11 protein-coding genes and 1 pseudogene are annotated in these 18,881 nt (G+C 47.7%); 2 read left to right on the top strand and 10 right to left on the bottom strand.

Translation table 11 applies throughout. The features are described 5' to 3' along the window. Positions 1–4: 4 nt before the first annotated feature. Positions 5–2,041 carry a TonB-dependent receptor gene (locus GT1_RS04300; protein WP_188397683.1) on the top strand — a complete coding sequence of 679 codons (2,037 nt, stop codon included), beginning with the start codon at positions 5–7 and terminating at the stop codon, positions 2,039–2,041. An 80-nt stretch (positions 2,042–2,121) separates the two neighbouring features. Further along, complete coding sequence (locus tag GT1_RS04295) at positions 2,122–3,858, top strand: ABC transporter ATP-binding protein (RefSeq protein ID WP_188397682.1); 1,737 nt, start codon at positions 2,122–2,124, stop codon at positions 3,856–3,858. A gap of 2 nt (positions 3,859–3,860) precedes the next feature. Here the strand turns inward: GT1_RS04295 and GT1_RS04290 are convergent, their stop codons facing one another. From GT1_RS04290 to GT1_RS04245, 10 genes and pseudogenes are all read right to left on the bottom strand, one after another. Continuing rightward, positions 3,861–4,916, bottom strand: a complete 1,056-nt coding sequence (locus tag GT1_RS04290) for an ABC transporter substrate-binding protein (protein ID WP_188397681.1) — start codon at positions 4,914–4,916, stop codon at positions 3,861–3,863. A 78-nt stretch (positions 4,917–4,994) separates the two neighbouring features. Beyond that, on the bottom strand, positions 4,995–6,953 hold the full coding sequence (locus tag GT1_RS04285) for a TonB-dependent siderophore receptor (RefSeq protein WP_188397680.1): 1,959 nt from the start codon (positions 6,951–6,953) through the stop codon (positions 4,995–4,997). Positions 6,954–7,005: 52 nt separating this feature from the next. Next, positions 7,006–7,788 carry an ABC transporter ATP-binding protein gene (locus GT1_RS04280; RefSeq protein ID WP_188397679.1) on the bottom strand — a complete coding sequence of 261 codons (783 nt, stop codon included), beginning with the start codon at positions 7,786–7,788 and terminating at the stop codon, positions 7,006–7,008. A gap of 24 nt (positions 7,789–7,812) precedes the next feature. Beyond that, positions 7,813–8,814: an iron ABC transporter permease gene (locus GT1_RS04275; protein ID WP_223226050.1), complete on the bottom strand. Its 1,002-nt coding sequence runs from the start codon at positions 8,812–8,814 to the stop codon at positions 7,813–7,815. 211 nt (positions 8,815–9,025) lie between these two features. Then, entirely contained in the window at positions 9,026–10,078 is a 1,053-nt protein-coding gene (locus GT1_RS04270; protein WP_188397898.1) for an ATP-binding protein, read from the bottom strand. An 89-nt stretch (positions 10,079–10,167) separates the two neighbouring features. After that, on the bottom strand, positions 10,168–12,171 hold the full coding sequence (locus GT1_RS04265; RefSeq protein WP_188397678.1) for a putative cobaltochelatase: 2,004 nt from the start codon (positions 12,169–12,171) through the stop codon (positions 10,168–10,170). 53 nt (positions 12,172–12,224) lie between these two features. Further along, a pseudogene (cobN, locus tag GT1_RS22495) lies at positions 12,225–16,007 on the bottom strand (cobaltochelatase subunit CobN). 678 nt (positions 16,008–16,685) lie between these two features. After that, the gene (locus GT1_RS04255; protein WP_188397677.1) at positions 16,686–17,345 is read right to left on the bottom strand and encodes a redox-sensing transcriptional repressor Rex; all 660 of its coding nucleotides are present in this window, start codon (positions 17,343–17,345) and stop codon (positions 16,686–16,688) included. Between the two features lie 156 nt (positions 17,346–17,501). Then, the gene (locus GT1_RS04250) at positions 17,502–18,095 is read right to left on the bottom strand and encodes a class I SAM-dependent methyltransferase (protein ID WP_188397676.1); all 594 of its coding nucleotides are present in this window, start codon (positions 18,093–18,095) and stop codon (positions 17,502–17,504) included. A gap of 98 nt (positions 18,096–18,193) precedes the next feature. Next, a complete protein-coding gene (locus GT1_RS04245) occupies positions 18,194–18,880 on the bottom strand; it encodes an energy transducer TonB (RefSeq protein ID WP_188397675.1) in 687 nt (228 codons plus the stop codon). Position 18,881: the final 1 nt, after the last annotated feature.

Here is an 18,881-nt window from a genome sequence, read left to right as displayed (position 1 = left end):
AAAAATGTTAAAAAAAATAAAGAAAAAAAGAGCTTTACTGGTAGCCCTGGCGGTCTGTTTACAGGTTTCTCCCTGGGCATATGCGGAGGAAACCGTCCCCGATTTCGCGTTGGAAACAATTGTAATTACCGATAGCAAGCTTGTAGGGGAAGGCGAAGCAACCAAAGTCACCTCTTTGAATATCAAAGACAAAATTGATGCCGGGCAAATCAACAGTATCACCGATCTGCTGCAGGATGTACCGGGTATAACAGTAACTACCAGCCCGCAGGGCGGAACAACAGTGACCCTGCGCGGCGTAAGCGGCGACCGGGTGCTGGTAGCCATCAACGGCAATGTAATAGACAGCCAGGGCCCGATAATGCGGGGACGGGCACTGGAGTGGGACTCGCTGCCGGTAAGCAATGTCAAAAAAATCGAAATTATCCGGGGCGCCAGCTCGGCGCAATATGGCGGCACCCTGGGCGGGGTCATCAATATTGTGACAACCGATACGCCGGGCGAAAATAAAACCTATCTCAAATCCAGCTTTGGCAGTTATGGCGACAGGAAAACCAGTATAAGCAATCAGGGGACCACCGATAATAGGAAAATTTCCTGGTCTGTCAGCGCCGACAAGAAGGAAAGCGACGGATTTTACCGCAACAACTTCAAGGACAGTGATGATATAAATCTGAATCTGACATACCGTTTTACCGACAACCAACGGCTGTCGGTAGCGATAACCGACAGCCACCGGGAAGAAGGAACCCTGGTTGGCAACAATGCAAACCCGAATAACATTAACGGCTGGAATCCTCATTATCCGACAGTGCCGATAGCTCCCTCCAACAATATGGCCCCTGCGCAACAATATTTGGACGGCAGCTTCCGGGAGTTTGATACCAGGAACTATTCTGTAAATTATTATGAAGGCAACTGGAAGCTGGGCTTGTATAAAAATGTCCAGGACCGGACCGATCATCTCCGGACTCTGAAGTCAACAAGTATTTCAACTATGACGACGGAAAATACCGGGTATAACTGGCAGCAAAGCCGCCAGCTGGGAAACCATAAGCTGACCTTCGGCCTGGATTCCAGAGAGCTGAAATATAAAACCACCACCAGCCGGTTTGAAACAGAGCTTAACGGGTATTACATTCAGGACAACTGGCAAATGGACGACAGGGTGCTGCTGGGGTTAGGTTTGCGTTATGACCACTTTGAAGCCGACAATACGCTCACATCAACTAATTATGCGGATAAATCGAAGGTAAGCCCCAAGCTGAATGTAACCTATAAGCTGGCATCCAATGAATCGGTGTATGCCAGCGCCAGCCAGGTATTTAAGGCCCCTCCCCTGTCTGAGTTTTCGAAATGGGCGAGTAATTATTTCGCGACAGGGAGTGACAATTACAATAAATACGTAAACGATAATTATGGAGGAGACGCAAGCAAATTTACTCTAAGCGACTGGCAAAAAAAGATGGGTGTATTGGATACAGAAAGCGGCATGGCCTATGAGTTGGGCTGGCAAAAGCAGTTTGACGACAGATTCGGCGCTAAGGTCACAGGCTTCTATTATGATATTGACAATTATGTAACATCTTATATGGGTGGCAGCATAAATTCACAGCCGCCTCCCTACAACCTGGGCAACGCAAAAATCCATGGACTGGAATGGACAAATGATTATCAGTTTTCAAAAAACCTGGGATTGATCTTCAGCTATACCACCCAAAATGGCAAGAAGAGCGGCGACCGCTTTGACCCAACCGGTACAAAGCTTGACAGCATCCCGAAAGGAACTGTGAACCTGGGGCTGCGCTACAATGACTATCAGGGGTTCCGGGCCGCCCTGGACGGACAAAGAATCAAGCCGGCCCGGAATACAAAGACAGACAGTTATACGGTATTCAACCTGGGCATGTCATATACTATGAAAAAGGACCAAACCGTTGCCCTGGCCGTTAATAACCTGTTTGACACCGATTATGAGCAAACAGACGGCTTCCCTATGCCGGGAAGAAATTACAGCCTGTCCTATCAAATCGGGTTTTAAATTCAGTTAAGCAGCAAAAGATCAGGAACGCCTTGCACCGTTAATGGCGTTCCTGACCTTTTGCGCAGGAAGGAGAAAGTATGCTGCGTCGTTTTGCTTTATATTATCGCCCGCATTTACCGCTGTTTTTTCTGGATTTTTTCTGTGCGGTTCTTATGTCAGTCCTGGATCTGGTCTTTCCCCTGGCCGTGCGGCAGGTAATTGACGATATTCTGCCTGCCGGGGATATTGCCCTCTTGCTGTGGGCCGGTGCCGGCTTGCTGGTTATGTACCTGGTGAACTTCGGACTCCAGTATATTGTTGAATATTACGGGCATGTACTTGGCGCCAAAATAGAATATGATATGCGGCGGGAATTATTCGAACATGTGCAAAAGCTTTCATTCCGCTATTTTGACAATACCCGGACAGGCCATCTTATGTCAAGAGTAGTCAATGATTTATTTGAGATTTCGGAGTTTGCCCATCATGCCCCGGAAGGCTTCTTTATTGTTTGTGTCACCATGCTTGGCAGCTTTCTGATCTTACTCACCATCAACTGGCAGCTAAGTCTGATTACATTTTTGTTTGTACCGTTTTTGCTGTGGTTTACCCTGGTGCGCAACAAGCAGTTAAAGAAGACCTTTCAGGCTATGCGGCTTACCATAGCAGATATCAACGCTCAGGTGGAAGACAGCATTACCGGTATCCGGCTGGTCAAAGCCTATACGAATGAAGCCTATGAGCAGGAAAAATTCATGCAGCGAAACAACGATGTGTTTACTGTGCGGAAAAAAGCCCTGCGGATTTTCGGATCATACCACAGCGGGATAAATTTTATGACCAATCTGATTCATCTGGTGGTGCTGATCGCCGGTGCCGGCTTTATCTATCTTGGGCGCCTGACAGTCGGTGAATTTATTGGTTTCTTACTTTATATTGCCCTCTTTTTCAATCCCATCCGCCGGATTGCGCTGCTGACGGAAATGTATCAAAAGGGCATGGCCGGCTTCCGGCGATTTACAGAAGTTATGGATCTGGAACCGGATATTGTCGATGCGCCGGACGCCCGGCAGTTAGGCAATGTCAAAGGAAAAATTGAATTCAGAAATGTAACTTTCCGTTATAATGACAAGAAACAGGTACTGGAAAATATCAGTTTAACAGTGCCACCGGGGACAACGGTAGCGTTTGTCGGCCCATCCGGCGGCGGCAAAACAACCCTGTGCAGCCTGATTCCCCGTTTTTACGAAGTGGAGCAGGGCTCTATCCTGATTGATGGTCTGGATATCCGGACAGTAACACAAAAATCATTACGGGAAAATGTTGGTATTGTGCAGCAGGATGTGTTTTTGTTTTATGACACTATCCGGGCCAATATTGCCTATGGACGGATTAATGCCAGCGATGAGGAAATTATCGAGGCTGCCAGAAAAGCAAATGCTCATGAATTTATCACAGAACTGGAACAGGGATATAATACCTACATTGGTGAACGGGGAGTAAAGCTTTCCGGCGGCCAAAAACAACGTATTGCCATTGCCCGGATGTTTTTGAAAAACCCGCCCATCCTCATTTTGGATGAAGCCACTTCCGCCCTGGATAATGAAGCGGAATATGTGATTCAGCAGGCGCTGAACAAGTTATCCCGCGACCGGACAACTCTGGTAATTGCTCACCGACTGGCTACTATCCGGAATGCGGACAGGATTGTGGTGCTTACCGATGAAGGCATTATCGAGCAGGGCACACATATGGCATTACTAAAAAATGAAGGATTGTATGCCCGCCTGTACGCCGCCCAGTTTAACGGGAATTTGCCTGATACAATTGCGTAAATTCAGGGATATACAATGATCCCATTGGCCTCAATATGATAAAACTCTTTTTTCATTTGTTTATAAATTTCATATGGATTAATATCCGTGAATCTATCGGGATACATGGCTTTTACCATATATAGCATCCCAATAATACTGCCCTCCGGAGTGGTACCAATATCTGATGCCAGTAATACTACTTTGTTGTTCTTAACTGCAGTTAACCGGCTCCAGCCAGGCCGGGAGATTACATTGTCATAAATGGCCTTTACGGCTGTATTGTCTGTATGTCCTTCTCCCATTGCCTTAGTGTTGCCGGAAACCGTTTTTACAATAACCTGTGGATTCTTTTGCAGCACCCATTCTGCACTGACTTTTGGGTATTTTACATTTTCCTGGCCGGCAATATTGAGTCCACCGGCTCTGGTAACCATTTCATCGCCACCTGCGCCCCGCGCTACAGTGCCGTAATCATTATAACCCTCAAAATACACAGTAACCTTATCCTCGGGTTTAATGTCTTTTACCCTGTCTTCAATAAGCTTCCGGTACGTTATGATAAAATCAACATACTTTTGCGCCTGCACTTCCTTCTTAAACAGTTTCCCTAATGTAAGAATCTGGTCTGGCAATATCGAGGGCAGATAAAAATCGAAAAAAAACACTTTAATCCCAGCGCCCTCCAGTTGCTTTATCTGCGCCGGATTCATATTACTGTCTCCAATTACAGCATCCGGTTTTGCCTCAATAATCTTTTCCACATTAGGCTGGCGGAATGTCCCAAAAACCGCCTTACTGGCTGCCGCAGGCTCTAATTGCTGAGTACTGTCATTCACACCGATAACGGTATCGGCAGCGCCTACGGCTGTAATCATATTAAAGGTCGAAGAATTAAGGACAATCACTCGTTCCATTTTTGCCGGGATTGTGATCTCCCTGCCGGCTGAATCTTTGATTGTTGCACCAGTTGCCAGAGAGCCGGCAGATTGTTTAGCCATCTCTGTCCGGTTACAGCCGGCCAGCAGCATGGCAGCCATAACCATCATCAGAACTGTCCAGAGTGTTTTCTTAGTCATTTTTTATATCCTTTCCAAGGTTCTGATGTCCCAATTGAACAATAGTTCCAGACTGAATAAATGCTTCAACGATAATCTCTAAAATTTGTGGGCCAGTTCCAGATAAACCGTCCGGGAAGGAGTCAGATAATAACTATAATATTCTCGATCGAATACGTTGTCCACACTCAGAGAAATCGTTGTGTCTTGTGTCATCTTATAGGATACTTTAGTATCTACCGTAAAATAAGATCCATAGTAGCCGTACCCGCTTTTACCTCGTTTAACAGGGTCATTGGTCTCACTCACATAATTACCGCTCAGGCCAGCTTGCCAACGGTCTTTTTCATAATTAACACCAACTTTAAATAACTGCCTGGGAACACCACTAATTTGATGTCCTTCATTTTCAGGAGCTACATCGCTGCTTATTACTTTTGCATCAGTATATGTATAATTAGCAAAACTGCTCCAGGCATGGTCAAAACGCTTATTTAATCCAATTTCAAATCCGTTGATTCTTGACTTTCCGGAATTGATAAATTGTTTGACTTGTGTGCCTGCCACTTTAGATGTTTTTTGATCGACCGCATCAGATACATCGCTATGAAAAATATTTACTTGAGCCAATACCGTCTTATCTGCCTGATAATCAAAGCCGATCTCATAATTTGTAGCTTCTTCGGGTTTCAGATTCGGATTACATTTATAAATAGTATTGTTGCTGTGATCTTCCCAGTCTTTAGCTAATTCATATATATTGGGTGCCCGGAATGCCTTGCCGATAGAAGAACGGAGAGTAAGTTTATCGTTCATCTGATGAACTACGCCTATTTTAGGATTGAAACTATTTGCTTTAGTTTCCGGTGTTCGTGTAGTAGTTCCGGCAGAAGAAGTATACCCATCATAGAAGCGCCAGTCATCATATCGTCCACCTAAATAAACGGTAGTATTATTGCTTATCTTATGTTCATCCTGGATATAGAACGAGTGGGTTTCCGTTTTTCCCCCAATATCCACATTGCTGGCAAAAGAATCTCCCTTCTCTGCTCTGCGCGAATAGCCAACCGTTATAAGGTCTTTATCCCCTTGTTGAAAATTATACTGCACTTCTCCCTGAGTAGTCTTAGAAGGGTTACTGGTATGTTTATTGCTGGATACATACCAATAATCTACTTTCTTTTCTCCATAACTTACTTTTAAAGAACTCGTGTCACTTAATTGATTTTCATAGTTCAAGCCCCAGTTGTCTTCATTTGTTTCGCCGTGGTCTTTATTGCCGGTGTAGAAATATTTAAAATCGTTGCTTCCTCCATACAAGCTTACTTTGCTCTTATCATCCACGTGATACACCAGTTTGCCGTTATATAATTCCCGCTTCATTCCATTGTCGCCGTCCTGAGGTTTATTAGGATTAATGACATAACCATCAACAGAACTTTTTTGCGCTGTAATAAAATAATCAAAGTTACCGCTACTGCCGCTGGTATAAAAAGATTGACTACCGGTTCCCTGCCCTCCGATACCGAGGCGAACTGCGGATTCTTGCCTGGCTTTATCTTGGGTAATGATATTAATAACACCACCCATAGCGTTAGAGCCATACAGCGCAGATGCCGAGCCTTTGATTACCTCAATTCGCTCAATATTGTCGGTAGGAATATTAGCAAGGTTAACCCCGGTATTATATCCATCATTAATGGGTTGCCCGTCGATCATGACAAGCACTTGTTTTTGTTTGCCAAATCCCCGCATGCCAATCATATCGGTATTGCCCATAACACCTTTGCTTTGGCGCACATAGATACCGGTAATACTTCTCAGCGCATCGTCCACTCTTTTAATATTTTTCTTATCCATTTCCTCTTTGGTAATAACTTCTACCGCTGCCGGCACTTCTTTTACCTTCTTCTCTGTTTTAGTAGCGGTAACTACCACTTGTTCCAAAGCAAAGTTGTATTCCTCTTCTGCTGCTGCCGATACAAGATTCAAAGATGACAGTGCCAAACCTACTGTTAATGCTAAGGCCAAACTGTTCTTTTCCCATTTCTTTCTCATTATTTCTCCTCCATCATTTTCAACGTTTATAAGCGCGATTATCTTGCTTTTTTTAACCTGCCGGCTCTCCAAGCGGCTCAATTGGTATCACATAATGACCGTGTTTAGTCTCAATAACAGCGGCAGAAATATTATACACTTCCCGCATATTGTCTTCAGTAAGCACTTGCTCTGGCTTTCCCGCCGCATAAATGCTCCCCTGCTTCAGCATTACCAAGGTATCGGAAAAGCGGGCTGCCAGATTTAGGTCATGTACAACCACAATAACTGTCCGCTGCTCGGTCTCAGCCAATTGCTTAATAGTTGCAAAAACCTCCAGTTGGTGTCTGACATCAAGATTGCTTGTCGGTTCGTCAAATAGAAATATCGCAGGCTGCTGGGCTAACGCACGCGCTACAAATACTTTTTGTTTTTGCCCGCCGCTTAGCTGGTTAAGCGGTCTTTCGGCCAAATGCGCTATTCCTAAAAAATTCATAACCTGCGTAACCACCCGAAAATCCTCATCACCCACTTCCCAGATTACATGCGGTTTTCTGCCCATTAATACCGTTTCCAGTACAGTGGACGAAAAAACATCGTTGGTGTTTTGCGGAACATAGCCTAGGGCTTTAGCTAATTTGCGTGAGTTCTTCCTGGCAATATCCTCACCGTCTAAATGTACAATCCCGGCTTGCGGCTTCAATAATCGAACCATACATTTTAGCAGCGTTGATTTTCCAGCTCCATTAGGACCAACGATACTGACAACCTGCCCCTGTTGCACAGTTAAACTGACATCCTGTAATATAGGATGACTATTATAGGAAAAACAGACATTGTGTACAGCAATATTCATGGCATCCACCTTTATCTGGGATTTTCAGTAAACTTTTTTCCTCAAAAGCATATAGAGAAAATACGGACCTCCCAGTAAACCGGTCACAATGCCTACCGGAATCTCCACCGGTGAAACAATCGTCCGGCCTACCGTATCTGCACAAAGCAGGATGAGTGCACCCATAATACAGGAACAGGGAAGTAAGAAGCGGTTATCACTACCAATAATCATCCGGGATATATGGGGCGCAACCAACCCGATAAACCCGATAATACCGGTAAAGGCCACTGTGGCTGAAGCAGCCAGCGTTGCCACCGAAAGACAGATGAACTGCAGGCGTTTTATATTTACCCCCAGATTGGCTGCTACGGCTTCACCAGCCGAAAGAGCATTCATATCCCAGGCATAGCTCAACAAAATCAGCATACAAATGCTCACAAGGGGCACTAACAATCCCACCGCTTGCCAGGTTGCTCCCCACATACCTCCCATAAGCCAAATTACAAGATCTTTTAACGCTTCATTGTTGGAAAAATACTTTAACGCCGATACCCCTGCAGAAAAAATGTATCCTAAGGCAACCCCGGCCAGCACCAATGTCGCCGGCGAACTGCCTTTCATTCGGGCAAAACCAATAATAACGAAAATCGTAATAAAACCGAAGGCAAAGGCATTGAAAGCAATAAAACAGGGACCTAAACTAGCAAAACTGCTCCCAAATAACCCTTTTCCCAATACAATGGCAACAGCTGCGCCTAATGATGCTGCCCCTGACATTCCTAAAGTATATGGGCTTACCAGCGGGTTATGAAGAATACCTTGCATAACAGCACCAGCCCCCGCCAGGCTGATACCGGTGAGGACAGCCAGTAGTACGCGGGGAAGTCTGATTTCCATTATAATCGTATCAGCCAGACTGTTAGCATATTCATACCGGGTCTGAAACAGCTTGTTGCTGATAGCCTTAACTACATCGCCAACATTGATGGAGGCTGTACCTATCGAAATAGAAAGCACGACCAGTGCTGTCAGCAGCAAAAACAAAGTTGCAATAATAAAATATTTTTTTCCTGTCTGCCTGGTATATATAGCTTTGAGTGTTGCTGTATCGGCACAAGAATAGTTGCTGTGTGGTTCTGACAGAACTCCCCACCTCCCTTTGATTGCTTATCTGTATACACCTGCAAACCGATCTTACAAAACTGTCCTGGGCACAGTGAATGTTCGCTCTCCGAACTTCTTCACCACCCCTCCCCTAGCGTGCCGGTTTGAAGTGGTGGGTGTGCTGGTGATTGTGGCTATGACTATGTTCATGCGGATGTTTATGGGCATGCGCATGTGACATAACCTCTTGCAGTTTTTTCCGGTCGGAACCAACTTCCTGAAAGGGCTTCTTCCGCATGCGGTGCATAAGCGCAAGCTCAACTACCTCGGCAACATCAGCTTGCTCAACCTTATTCCGTCCATGTAATGCTGCCAGCGCTTTAGCGGCTTTCAGCATGACTAAGTCAGCCCGGTGGCCGTCTACCCCCATCTGAATCGCAATATCGGCGATACTATACAGGACTTCGGCATCATAGCTGACTGCAGGTAAAAGCCGTTGCGCCGCCACCATTTTTTCCCGGAGTTTCCCCTGCTCGGCTTCCCATGCTGCGGCAAACTCCTCCTGATTATCTTCAAAAGCGGTGCGGCGTTTGATAACCTCTACCCGTTTTTCCGGATCGGCAATTCCCTCAATGGTGACACACAAACCAAACCGGTCTAAGAGTTGCGGTCTGAGCTCACCTTCTTCCGGATTCATCGTACCGACAAGAATAAACTGGGCCGGATGCGAAAATGACACACCTTCCCGCTCTACGGTATTAACCCCCATAGCGGCGGCATCTAAAAGCACATCCACAATATGGTCGTCCAAAAGATTAACTTCGTCGACATACAGAATGCTCCGGTTGGCCTCAGCCAGCACACCGGGTTCAAATTTCTTTTCGCCATATTTGATGGCATGTTCGATATCCAAAGTACCTACAACCCTGTCCTCTGTCGCCGATACCGGCAAATTGACCACCTTCATCGGCCGTTTAGCCCGTGGCAGTTCTTCCCCATTTTCATAGCGTTCATGGCACTCAGGGCAATAGGTCAGCGGCTGATCCGGGTCACAATGATAAGAACAGTCGGCGACTACCTCAATTTCCGGCAAAAGTTCGGCTAACGCCCGGACAGCCGTTGATTTGGCTGTTCCTTTTTCACCGCGGATGAGTATGCCGGACAGACGGGGATTGATGACATTGAGCATCAGCCCTTTTTTCATGTTTTCCTGACCAACAATAGCAGAAAACGGATAATTTCTTGGTTTATGATTGTGCACAGTAATTATCTCCCCTACCAAATAATATCAGGTTAAGCTAACGCTCCCCGAACAATATCCACCAGACTGTCAACCTTTAACTGTTCGATAGTATAGCACTCCCCGCCAAGATGGGCGGCCAAATCCTGAGCCTTACCAAAGGACAGCAGTCCCTTTTTTTCAGTATCAATAACAATATATTTACTATTGAATTCTTCACGCATACTCTCAGCCACCCGGTACGCTTCGGCCAGCGGCTTATCCGCCGCCATGGCGGCATTGGCCTTGCCGTCAGACAAAATAACGACAATGGGACACATATGAGGACTGCGCTTCAACTGCTGCCTGACCACTTCCTGCGCCTTCATCAGCCCTGCCGCCAGCGGCGTTTTGCCACCGACCGGCATTTCCACCAGGCACTTTTGCGCCAGTTCCACACTGTTAGTTGGCGGCAATAACACCTCGGCCTGGTCGCCCTTGAAAGCCACCATACCTACTTTATCCCGTTTTTGATACGCGTCCTGGAGCAAGGATAAAATAGCGCCTTTGGTTTCAATCATCCGTTGTCTGGCCCCCATGGAAGCGCTGGCATCCACAACAAACAGCATAAAGTTACCAATGCGTTTCTCCCGCACTTTCTCACGGATATCATTTGTTTCAATAACCAGTGCCATGCCATTCTGCTTACGGCTGCGCTGAAACGGGGCCGCTGCGCGAATGGTGGCATCAATAGCCAGATCGTCCCGTTCCCGGCGGCTGGTACTGCGCACATAGCGGCCAACACTTGCATTGGTTTTGGTGCGTGAACGGCGGCCGGAGCCCCGGCGTGCCTGGCGGTCTTTATCCATCGTAATCCGTTTGATGGCAAAAGGCCTGCCAATGGCAAAGACCATCTCGGTGGACGGCTTGGCTTTACCGTTACTGTCCCTGTCCGCATCGGTATCTTCCTGCTGCGCCTCCTCTTGCCGGACAGCAGGCGGCGGTAGAGACTGTTTATCCTGCGCCTCCGGCGATTCATCCGCTTTCTCTGCCGGGGCAGGCTGTTCTTGTTCCTGCTGCTGCGGTGTTGCGGATTCTTCCGGCGGTTCACGGCGGCGGTGCGCCAGCACCATGGGCGCAATATCATTCACATCTTCTTCTGTCACTTCCCGGTGTCCACGCCAGGCCGCCAGGCTAACCGCAGCCCGCGCCAGCATAATATCAGCCCGGTGGCCGGCTGCATACGCTTCAATACACAGCCGGCTAATCTTTGTATATAGTTGCTCCGGCAATGTGATCTCAGGCAACAGTTTTCGGGCTGTAATCACCTGCGCGCGCAAAGCCGACTGCTCTTGCTGCCAGGCCTCACGGAAAGCAGCCGGATCTGCCTCAAAAGCTTCCCGGCGTTTCATGATCTCCACCCGCGCCTCGCGGTCTGTCAAGCCGGCAACCTCTGCGCATAAGGCAAAACGGTCCAATAACTGCGGTCTAAGGTCACCTTCTTCGGGATTCATTGTTCCTACCAGGATAAAGTCTGCCGGATGGGTGATGCTGATCCCCTCACGTTCAACTACATTAATACCACTGCCAGCCGCATCTAACAGCACATCCACAATATGATCATCCAAGAGGTTAATTTCATCAATATAGATAATGCCCCGGTTAGCCTCTCCCATCAGGCCAGGCATAAATGCCCGCCGGCCGGCTTTAAGGGCTTGTTCAAAATCCAGGCTGCCAACCACCCGGTCTTCGGTAGCCGATACCGGGATGTCGATAACAGGCACAGGCATGGTAAAAATCTGCGGCTCTGCCGCTCGGCTGCGGCAGCCGCCGCAGGCTTTGCCGGTATCCTGCGGGTCGCAATGATACGGACAGCCTGCCACAGCTTCCATATCTGGCAGTATTTCCGCCAATCCCCTAACAGCCGTCGACTTGGCAGTGCCTTTTTCACCCCTGATGAGTATCCCGCCCAGCCGGGGGTTTACCGCATGCAGCAGCAGTCCCAGTTGTAAATTTTCCTGCCCGGCTAAGGCCGCAAACGGATATATAATTCTACGCTGTTTACTTAATTTTTTCATGTTCTCGCCTCAACTTCATTATCGGTACATGGACGGCACCGGCAATGTGTTAGTCATTTAGCCAGCTTTGCTTTCCACGCCGGCACATCATCGGCCGTAATAATATCCACGCTTCCCCCCTGATAATCGCCTGCTACATCGCCCATCCGTTCTTCCATCCAGCCTTCAATCTCCATATAGGTATCTTTCAAATTGTCAAGCACTTCGGGGTCAGCCTCCCATAATCCCCGTTCAGCCGCTTCTAACAAACGGCGGTTGATTTCCTCCATTGCCCAGGGATTATTCTCCTCAAACCACTCACGCATTTCCTGATCCAATACATAGGTCCTGGCCAGATCATCAAACACCCAGTCGGCAACCTCGCCGGTGGTGGCTTCCCAGCCATATACATGGGTAACGCGCTTAGCCATATCGCCGGCGCCTTTGTAGCCGTGCCGTTTCATGCTGTCAATCCACTCAGGATTTAATAGCTTGGTCCTGACGATACCGTTGATTTCCTCTGACAAACTGGTAACCGCCGGGCGTTCCGGGTCGCGGGTATCGCCAAAGTAGGTCTTAACTTCCCCGCCGGTCTGCGTCCGGGCGGCGGCCGTCAAACCACCGTAGTAGGAAAAGTGACAGCAGCAGCCAAAAATGTCATATTCATCAGTAGCCGCCTTGTTGTAAGTCAAATCCACGGTGGTCAGTTGACGCTTGAACTGTTCGGCCGCCGACTGGCCGCCGCGGTTTTTGCCATAGGCATAACCGCTCCAGGCAATGAAGATATCGGCTAAGTCGTTCTCGGTTTTCCAGGCTGACGCATGGATTGCCAGACTTACTCCCGCGCCATAGGTATTGGGCCTGCTGCCAAAAATCCGGGCTGTGGCCTGTTCCCACGCCTCAGGGGTATTTGCCCCAGCTTGTTCCAGTTGCTCCAGCGCATGTTTGCGTACATAGTTTTGCTCACAGGATTCATCCAGCCCGGCTACCGCCCGGATTGCCTCATCCAGAAATTCGATAATTCCCGGATAACAATCCCTGGTCACACCACCGATGCGGAGTGTCACATCAATCCGTGGCCGCCCCAGTTCTTTGAGTGGGATAATGCGAAATCCTTTTACCCGCCCACCGGCAATCCATTGAGGTTCTACTCCCAACAGAGCCAGAATTTGGGCTACCTGTTCGCCGTCTGTCCACATGCAGTCAGTCGCAAACAGCACCATGCCGCAGTTTTCCGGCACCCGCCCGGTGTCTTGCTCATGCCGGGCAATCAAGGCATCGGCTAGTTTCTGTCCCACTTTCCAGGCCGCCTTGGTCGGAATCCGCTCAGGGTCGGCACTGTAAAAATTCCGCCCTGTCGGCAGAATATCAGCCCGCCCCCTGGTAATCAGTCCTGACGGTCCTGCGGGAATATAGCCGCCGTCAAAGCCATGCAATAAACTGTCTATTTCCTTTGATGCAGTTAAATTGGCATCAATGTTCTTTATCTTCTCCTGCCAGTACCCCAGCTCTTCAACTTTTGGCAGATTGACCAAATGAGTTCCCATCACCGCTTTAGCCAACGCCAGCAATTTAATGTCTACACCACTCACCGCCATGTTGCCACCTCTCTGCAATATCAATCAATTAACCAGCAATTTCCGGACAAATTCCTTGACATAGCTGTTGGCATCATCCAGCAATGCGCCATAATTCTTGCCAAACCCTTCATGCCACTCATGCGGGTTGTCCTTTACCCGGTCATAATCAAGACCCATGAGGTCTACCACCAAGCGGGTCAAGGTACCCCGGTCGCCGGCATCATGCTTAAGTACTGCCTGGATGAAGCTTACCCGGCGCTCGCCTGCGGGAATGTCACCAAATATATGCATGCCGTCTTGATGCATCCGGTTTTTCAGCCTGGTGATCAGCCCATGCAATTTTTCCACTACTCCGGCAAAATCATCATGGTTATGGCCGATATCTTCCATTAGCCTGGCTTCCACCGCTTTGTCCATAATCAGATGCTCCAGTTCATGACTGCGGGCGCGATCGGTATGTTTTGCCTCAATGTATTGATCTAAAAAGCTCTCCAGGTCTGCTATCTGTCCATAAGTTGCAGCCTCCACCATAACGGTCTGCATATGCCCGATAAGCGCTGCATAGCCACGCCGTTTGGCAATTGTCCCTTCCGGCGGGTTATCTGTGTTGTAGATATACAGGTGAGGGATTGTCCCTAAAGCAAGCTCCGGAAAACAAGTTTCTGAAAGTCCTACTGATTTGCCTGGCAGGAATTCCAGATTGCCATGGGTGCCGACATGTACCAGGACATCGGCGCCCCACATATCTTCTAAATAGCGGTAGGTGGCGACATATTGGTGGGTAGGCGGGCATTCCGGGTCATGCAGCAGCTTACAGACCTGACCGTCACAGCGCGGCCCGGCACAACCCCGTTTGGGCTGACAGCAGATAACGACATTGCCGTATTCCACCCCGGTAATCAATATTTTCCCTTGATAAACCATGGCGGCAGGCACACCGTCTTTTTCTTCGCCCGGCGGATTACCCCAGGTTCCAATCATGGCAGCTTGCGCCTTGGCCGGAAACTTATCAAACCATCGGCGGTATTCACTTTCACTCAGGTATTTGATAACCCCGCCCTTTGCCACGATTTCTTCAACCGGCGTCCAGCGAAAGTCCGATATGGCCTTTGTTTCCATGATGCGGTCAATAATCTCTTTGCCCGATTCCGGCAGATTATTGACAGAATAGCCGGCGCTCCGCATAGCTGACATAATACGGGCCACGCTCTCGAGGGAATCCAGGTTGGCGGCGCCGCCAACCGCCAGTTCTGTACCATGGCAGGGACTATTATGCAAAATAATGGCCACTTTCCGCTCTGACGGCAGCTTCACCCTAAGCGCAATCCATTTTTTTATCCGCCGGCACAAATACCTAATCCGCCCCGGAATGGGCAGATAAAAATCCAGGGTTCCGCCGATGCTTTGCTCCTCAACCCGGCTCAGCGCAGCAATGACAATAGGTTCAATAACACCATTGCACTCCGGCATGGCTACCGACATCACCATAGTGGGACCGGAAATCCCATAAGGATCAGCCCGCCACTCTGTCTCTGTTTTACTGTAGGTCAGCAGCCCCTTGATAATGGGTACATCCAAACATCGAAGTAAAGCATCACCGCCAGGTCTGGCTGTTCGCTCTGATTCGCCTTGTTTAACGAGCAGAAAGGACTGGAGATTAATTAAACAATCAATCACCGGCTTGTGATTCATCATGAAATAGTTATGTATGACAAAAGCATTATCTTCCGAACCTGTTTCGACATCTTGCCGTCCGGTGCTGAAAGCAGGCAGTGCGTTGTACCCCATTTCATCCAATTCCCGTACAAGCGCTTCAATCACCTCGGTGTTATGATTAACCCACAAATGCCGGTAAAAAAGTATGCCCACTGTCGGCCTGCCTGGACGGTAGGCGGGGCAGTTCTCCATAAAATCCACCGCATCTATATATAAACGCTCACTGCCAGGATAAAAAATCCCCTGCCAGGCAATTTCTTCCGGCGCTAACACGGCAACATTGGCACCCAGCACTTCTTTCATAATATATAAAAGTGCATTTTTGGCATTTCCTACGCCGCCTAAGGTTAAATAATGCTGTACAGTTAAGGCCACATTGGCGCCAACAGTATTATAAACAAGAAGGGCCGGATCATAACCAAAAGCGATTGCCGGCTTTTGCTTGGTTAAGTCGCCGACTTCCTTAGCGATTTCTTCCCACACACCACTAGTGGCAGGAAACAAAAACAGTACATCAGCTTCTAAGCGCAGATAATCAAAAAAGGCCTGCCGGTAATTCATAGCTTCTAACTCACGAATGCTGCACATCCTTAGCTCAAGGCCGGCGATATCTTTCACCGCCGCCGCTAAGGCCGGCATATAGCTTGCCCACATAACAGCTCCGATTTTCACCCACATCTCCCCCTTATTACTATGACCTTACAAACTTGCAAAAGCAGTCGTCGCAAAACCCTTATACCGGATAAAAAATAGCCATAACAAATAAACATACCCGCTTGCTGCGGGTGCTGTTTACCTTCATGGCTAAAACAATCCCACTATTTTTCAATTATTGCCTGAATAGGGTGCAGATTTCCCTAACTTAGCTGTTTTTAATCGTAGAAACCCAACAAAAAAACCACGAAAATTACAGTCCCATCTCTGAGACAATAACCTTCATGGTCAAGTTACGCAATGTTCCCAGGTTATTTACCAAAATACCCTTAGCACTGATATCTTCTGCAACCGTAATAGCAGCTTCAGCTACTAACTATGTTATAGTTTACACATACTTGTTTTTTCTGTCAATATAAAAAGATAAGTAGCAAACGGTAGTGGCTTTATCAGAGATTACTTTCATTCATCTGTTGAGCTTTTTGCAAAAAATAGAGAAATTGCTTCTAATGCAGTGCCAATATTTTAAGACCGTTCCAGTTTTCTAGCCAGCAAAAGAATAAACAAACCGCCTAATGCTCTGCCCTAAACAAGGATGCTTTCCTGTAATCTGTCACTTAGATTATATGACAATTGGCTGAGACAAGAGCTTACATTGATCTGGCTGAGTGAAATATGTTTTGGCACAAATACCGATATAGGTGAGAAATTGGCAATTCCTTTTATTCCTGCTTTAACTAAAATATTAACCACTTTTTGCGCTTGCTTTGGGTGCACATTAACAAGTCCAATGGATATATCCTGCTGTTTTATTAAGCTGGACAAGGTTTCTAACGGCTGTATTTTTACATTAAGTTCAGGAATTTTGTAACCATGATTGTTTTTATCCAAATCAGCAACAGCAACAATTTTAAAGCCAGGCGGCAAAAAGCCATACGAGTTTACTATTCCCTTTAAAGAGATACCTGCACCGACAAATAACACCTTCCATTCCGTATTATAACCAAGAATTTCTTTAATCCAGGACAAGAGAAAGTTCACCTCATAACCGACTCCTTTTTTGCCAAAACCACCAAAGCAGGCTAAATCACGGCGAATAAGCGGCGAAGCAATGCCGGTACGCTGACCAAGCCGGGTAGAAGCGCAAATCCTTTCCCCCTCTTCCTTCATTTTTTCTAAAGTATTATAGTATACTACCATTCTTGCAATTGTGTTTTTCGATACAGTTTCCCGTGCTCTAGTCACCCAATCATCTCCTTTACTTTTTTGATTGAATAAAAGAAAAAGGCATGAAGCCGCGGCAAATTACCGTTGGCTTCATACCCACGTTTATATACCTATAATTTTTTTCTAAAAAGATGCTGCAATACATAAATTTCCAACTTATGCATCACGGTTAAACTAAGGTTTCACCGCTCTAATAAAATAACGATCCCCGGTATCAACTATCTGTGTCACTTGATATCCGGCAGTTGTCAGCCAGGAGCCTACCGTTTCTCCCGACGCCAGGCGGTCATTCTTGACAGCCTCACTGTCCTTGTGGATAGCATTGACTTGCTGCCTGGAAATATCGTGCATGATGACCAAAAATCCGCCTTGCCGCAGATGACTTTGCATATGAGTCATGAACCCTTGCTTATCCTTGATGTGCGGAAAAAAGTTAAAACATATTACAGCGTCAAATAAACCGTTCTCAGGTACAAACTCCATAATATCGACAACAGCAAAAGTAATATCACCAAGGTGGCCGTATTTTTCTTTAGCCTTAGCCAGCATATTGGCGGAAAAATCTACTGCCGTAATTTGTCCGGCAGGGCCAACCGCTTCTTTGATGAAAGGCAGCAGTACACCTGTGCCGCTGCCGGCATCCAGCACCGCAAACCCGGGCTCTAAGTCAATCATTGCTACCAGCCCGGCAATCTTGTCAACATCCACTGCTCGTGTATTATCCCATTTATCAGCAATCTTATTAAAAAACTCGCATTCGTTACTCATGTACCTTCACTCTCCTAAACGCCCCCGGGACTGCTTCCAGCTTCTTGACAAGCAACGGGACAAATAGTAATTGTATAACCATCTTTGAAAGGCTTTACTTATCTCAGCTTAAACACAACCGCCAATGTAGTAAAACACCGAATAGCCTGTCCGCTGCCTTCGTCCTTGGCAGGAACAAACCGCCATTTACGGACAGCCTGCAGGGCTGCTTCATCCATAGAGCCCCGGCCGGAGGAGCGCGCCAGGCGAACCTCTCCGGTCCGGCCATTTGCCAACACCTCAATTTTTACGCCCACGGTGCCGGTAAATCCGTCTTGTCTGGCATCATCCGGATAGGCAGGCTCAACCTTGCTTAATATCTGTGGCGCTGATATCCTTCTGGGTGCCGGAGCCGATACGCCGGTCCCGGACGCAGCCAACGCAGGCGCCGCCTCGCCTGAACCGGTGCCTGCCGGCGCAGCCGCTGCGGCTGCCGGACTAAAGCTTTCGGTTACAACCTCGCTGGCAGCCACATTTGCTACCGGCTTTTGAGCGGCAACTACCGGACGAACGTCAACCGGGGTCGTGGGCTTAACGGCAGTATTAGCCTCCTGCGGCATAGCCACCGGTACTGCGGCAGCCTGCTCCGGGGCAGTCACACTGCTGATAAGTTCCATCTCAATATACTCAGGTTCTGCCACTTTGCTGAATACACTGGTTCCCAGCCAGCCGGCCCCGACAAAAATCAAACAATGAATAAAGCAGGAAACCATCAGGGCACGCCGCCAATATAACTGTTCTGGCATA

It is taken from the genome of Sporomusa sp. GT1, assembly GCF_014634905.1.
Lineage (GTDB): Bacteria > Bacillota > Negativicutes > Sporomusales > Sporomusaceae > Sporomusa > Sporomusa sphaeroides.
Note: the sequence above shows the minus strand (reverse complement) of the source record. Positions and strands in the feature narration are given on the sequence as shown.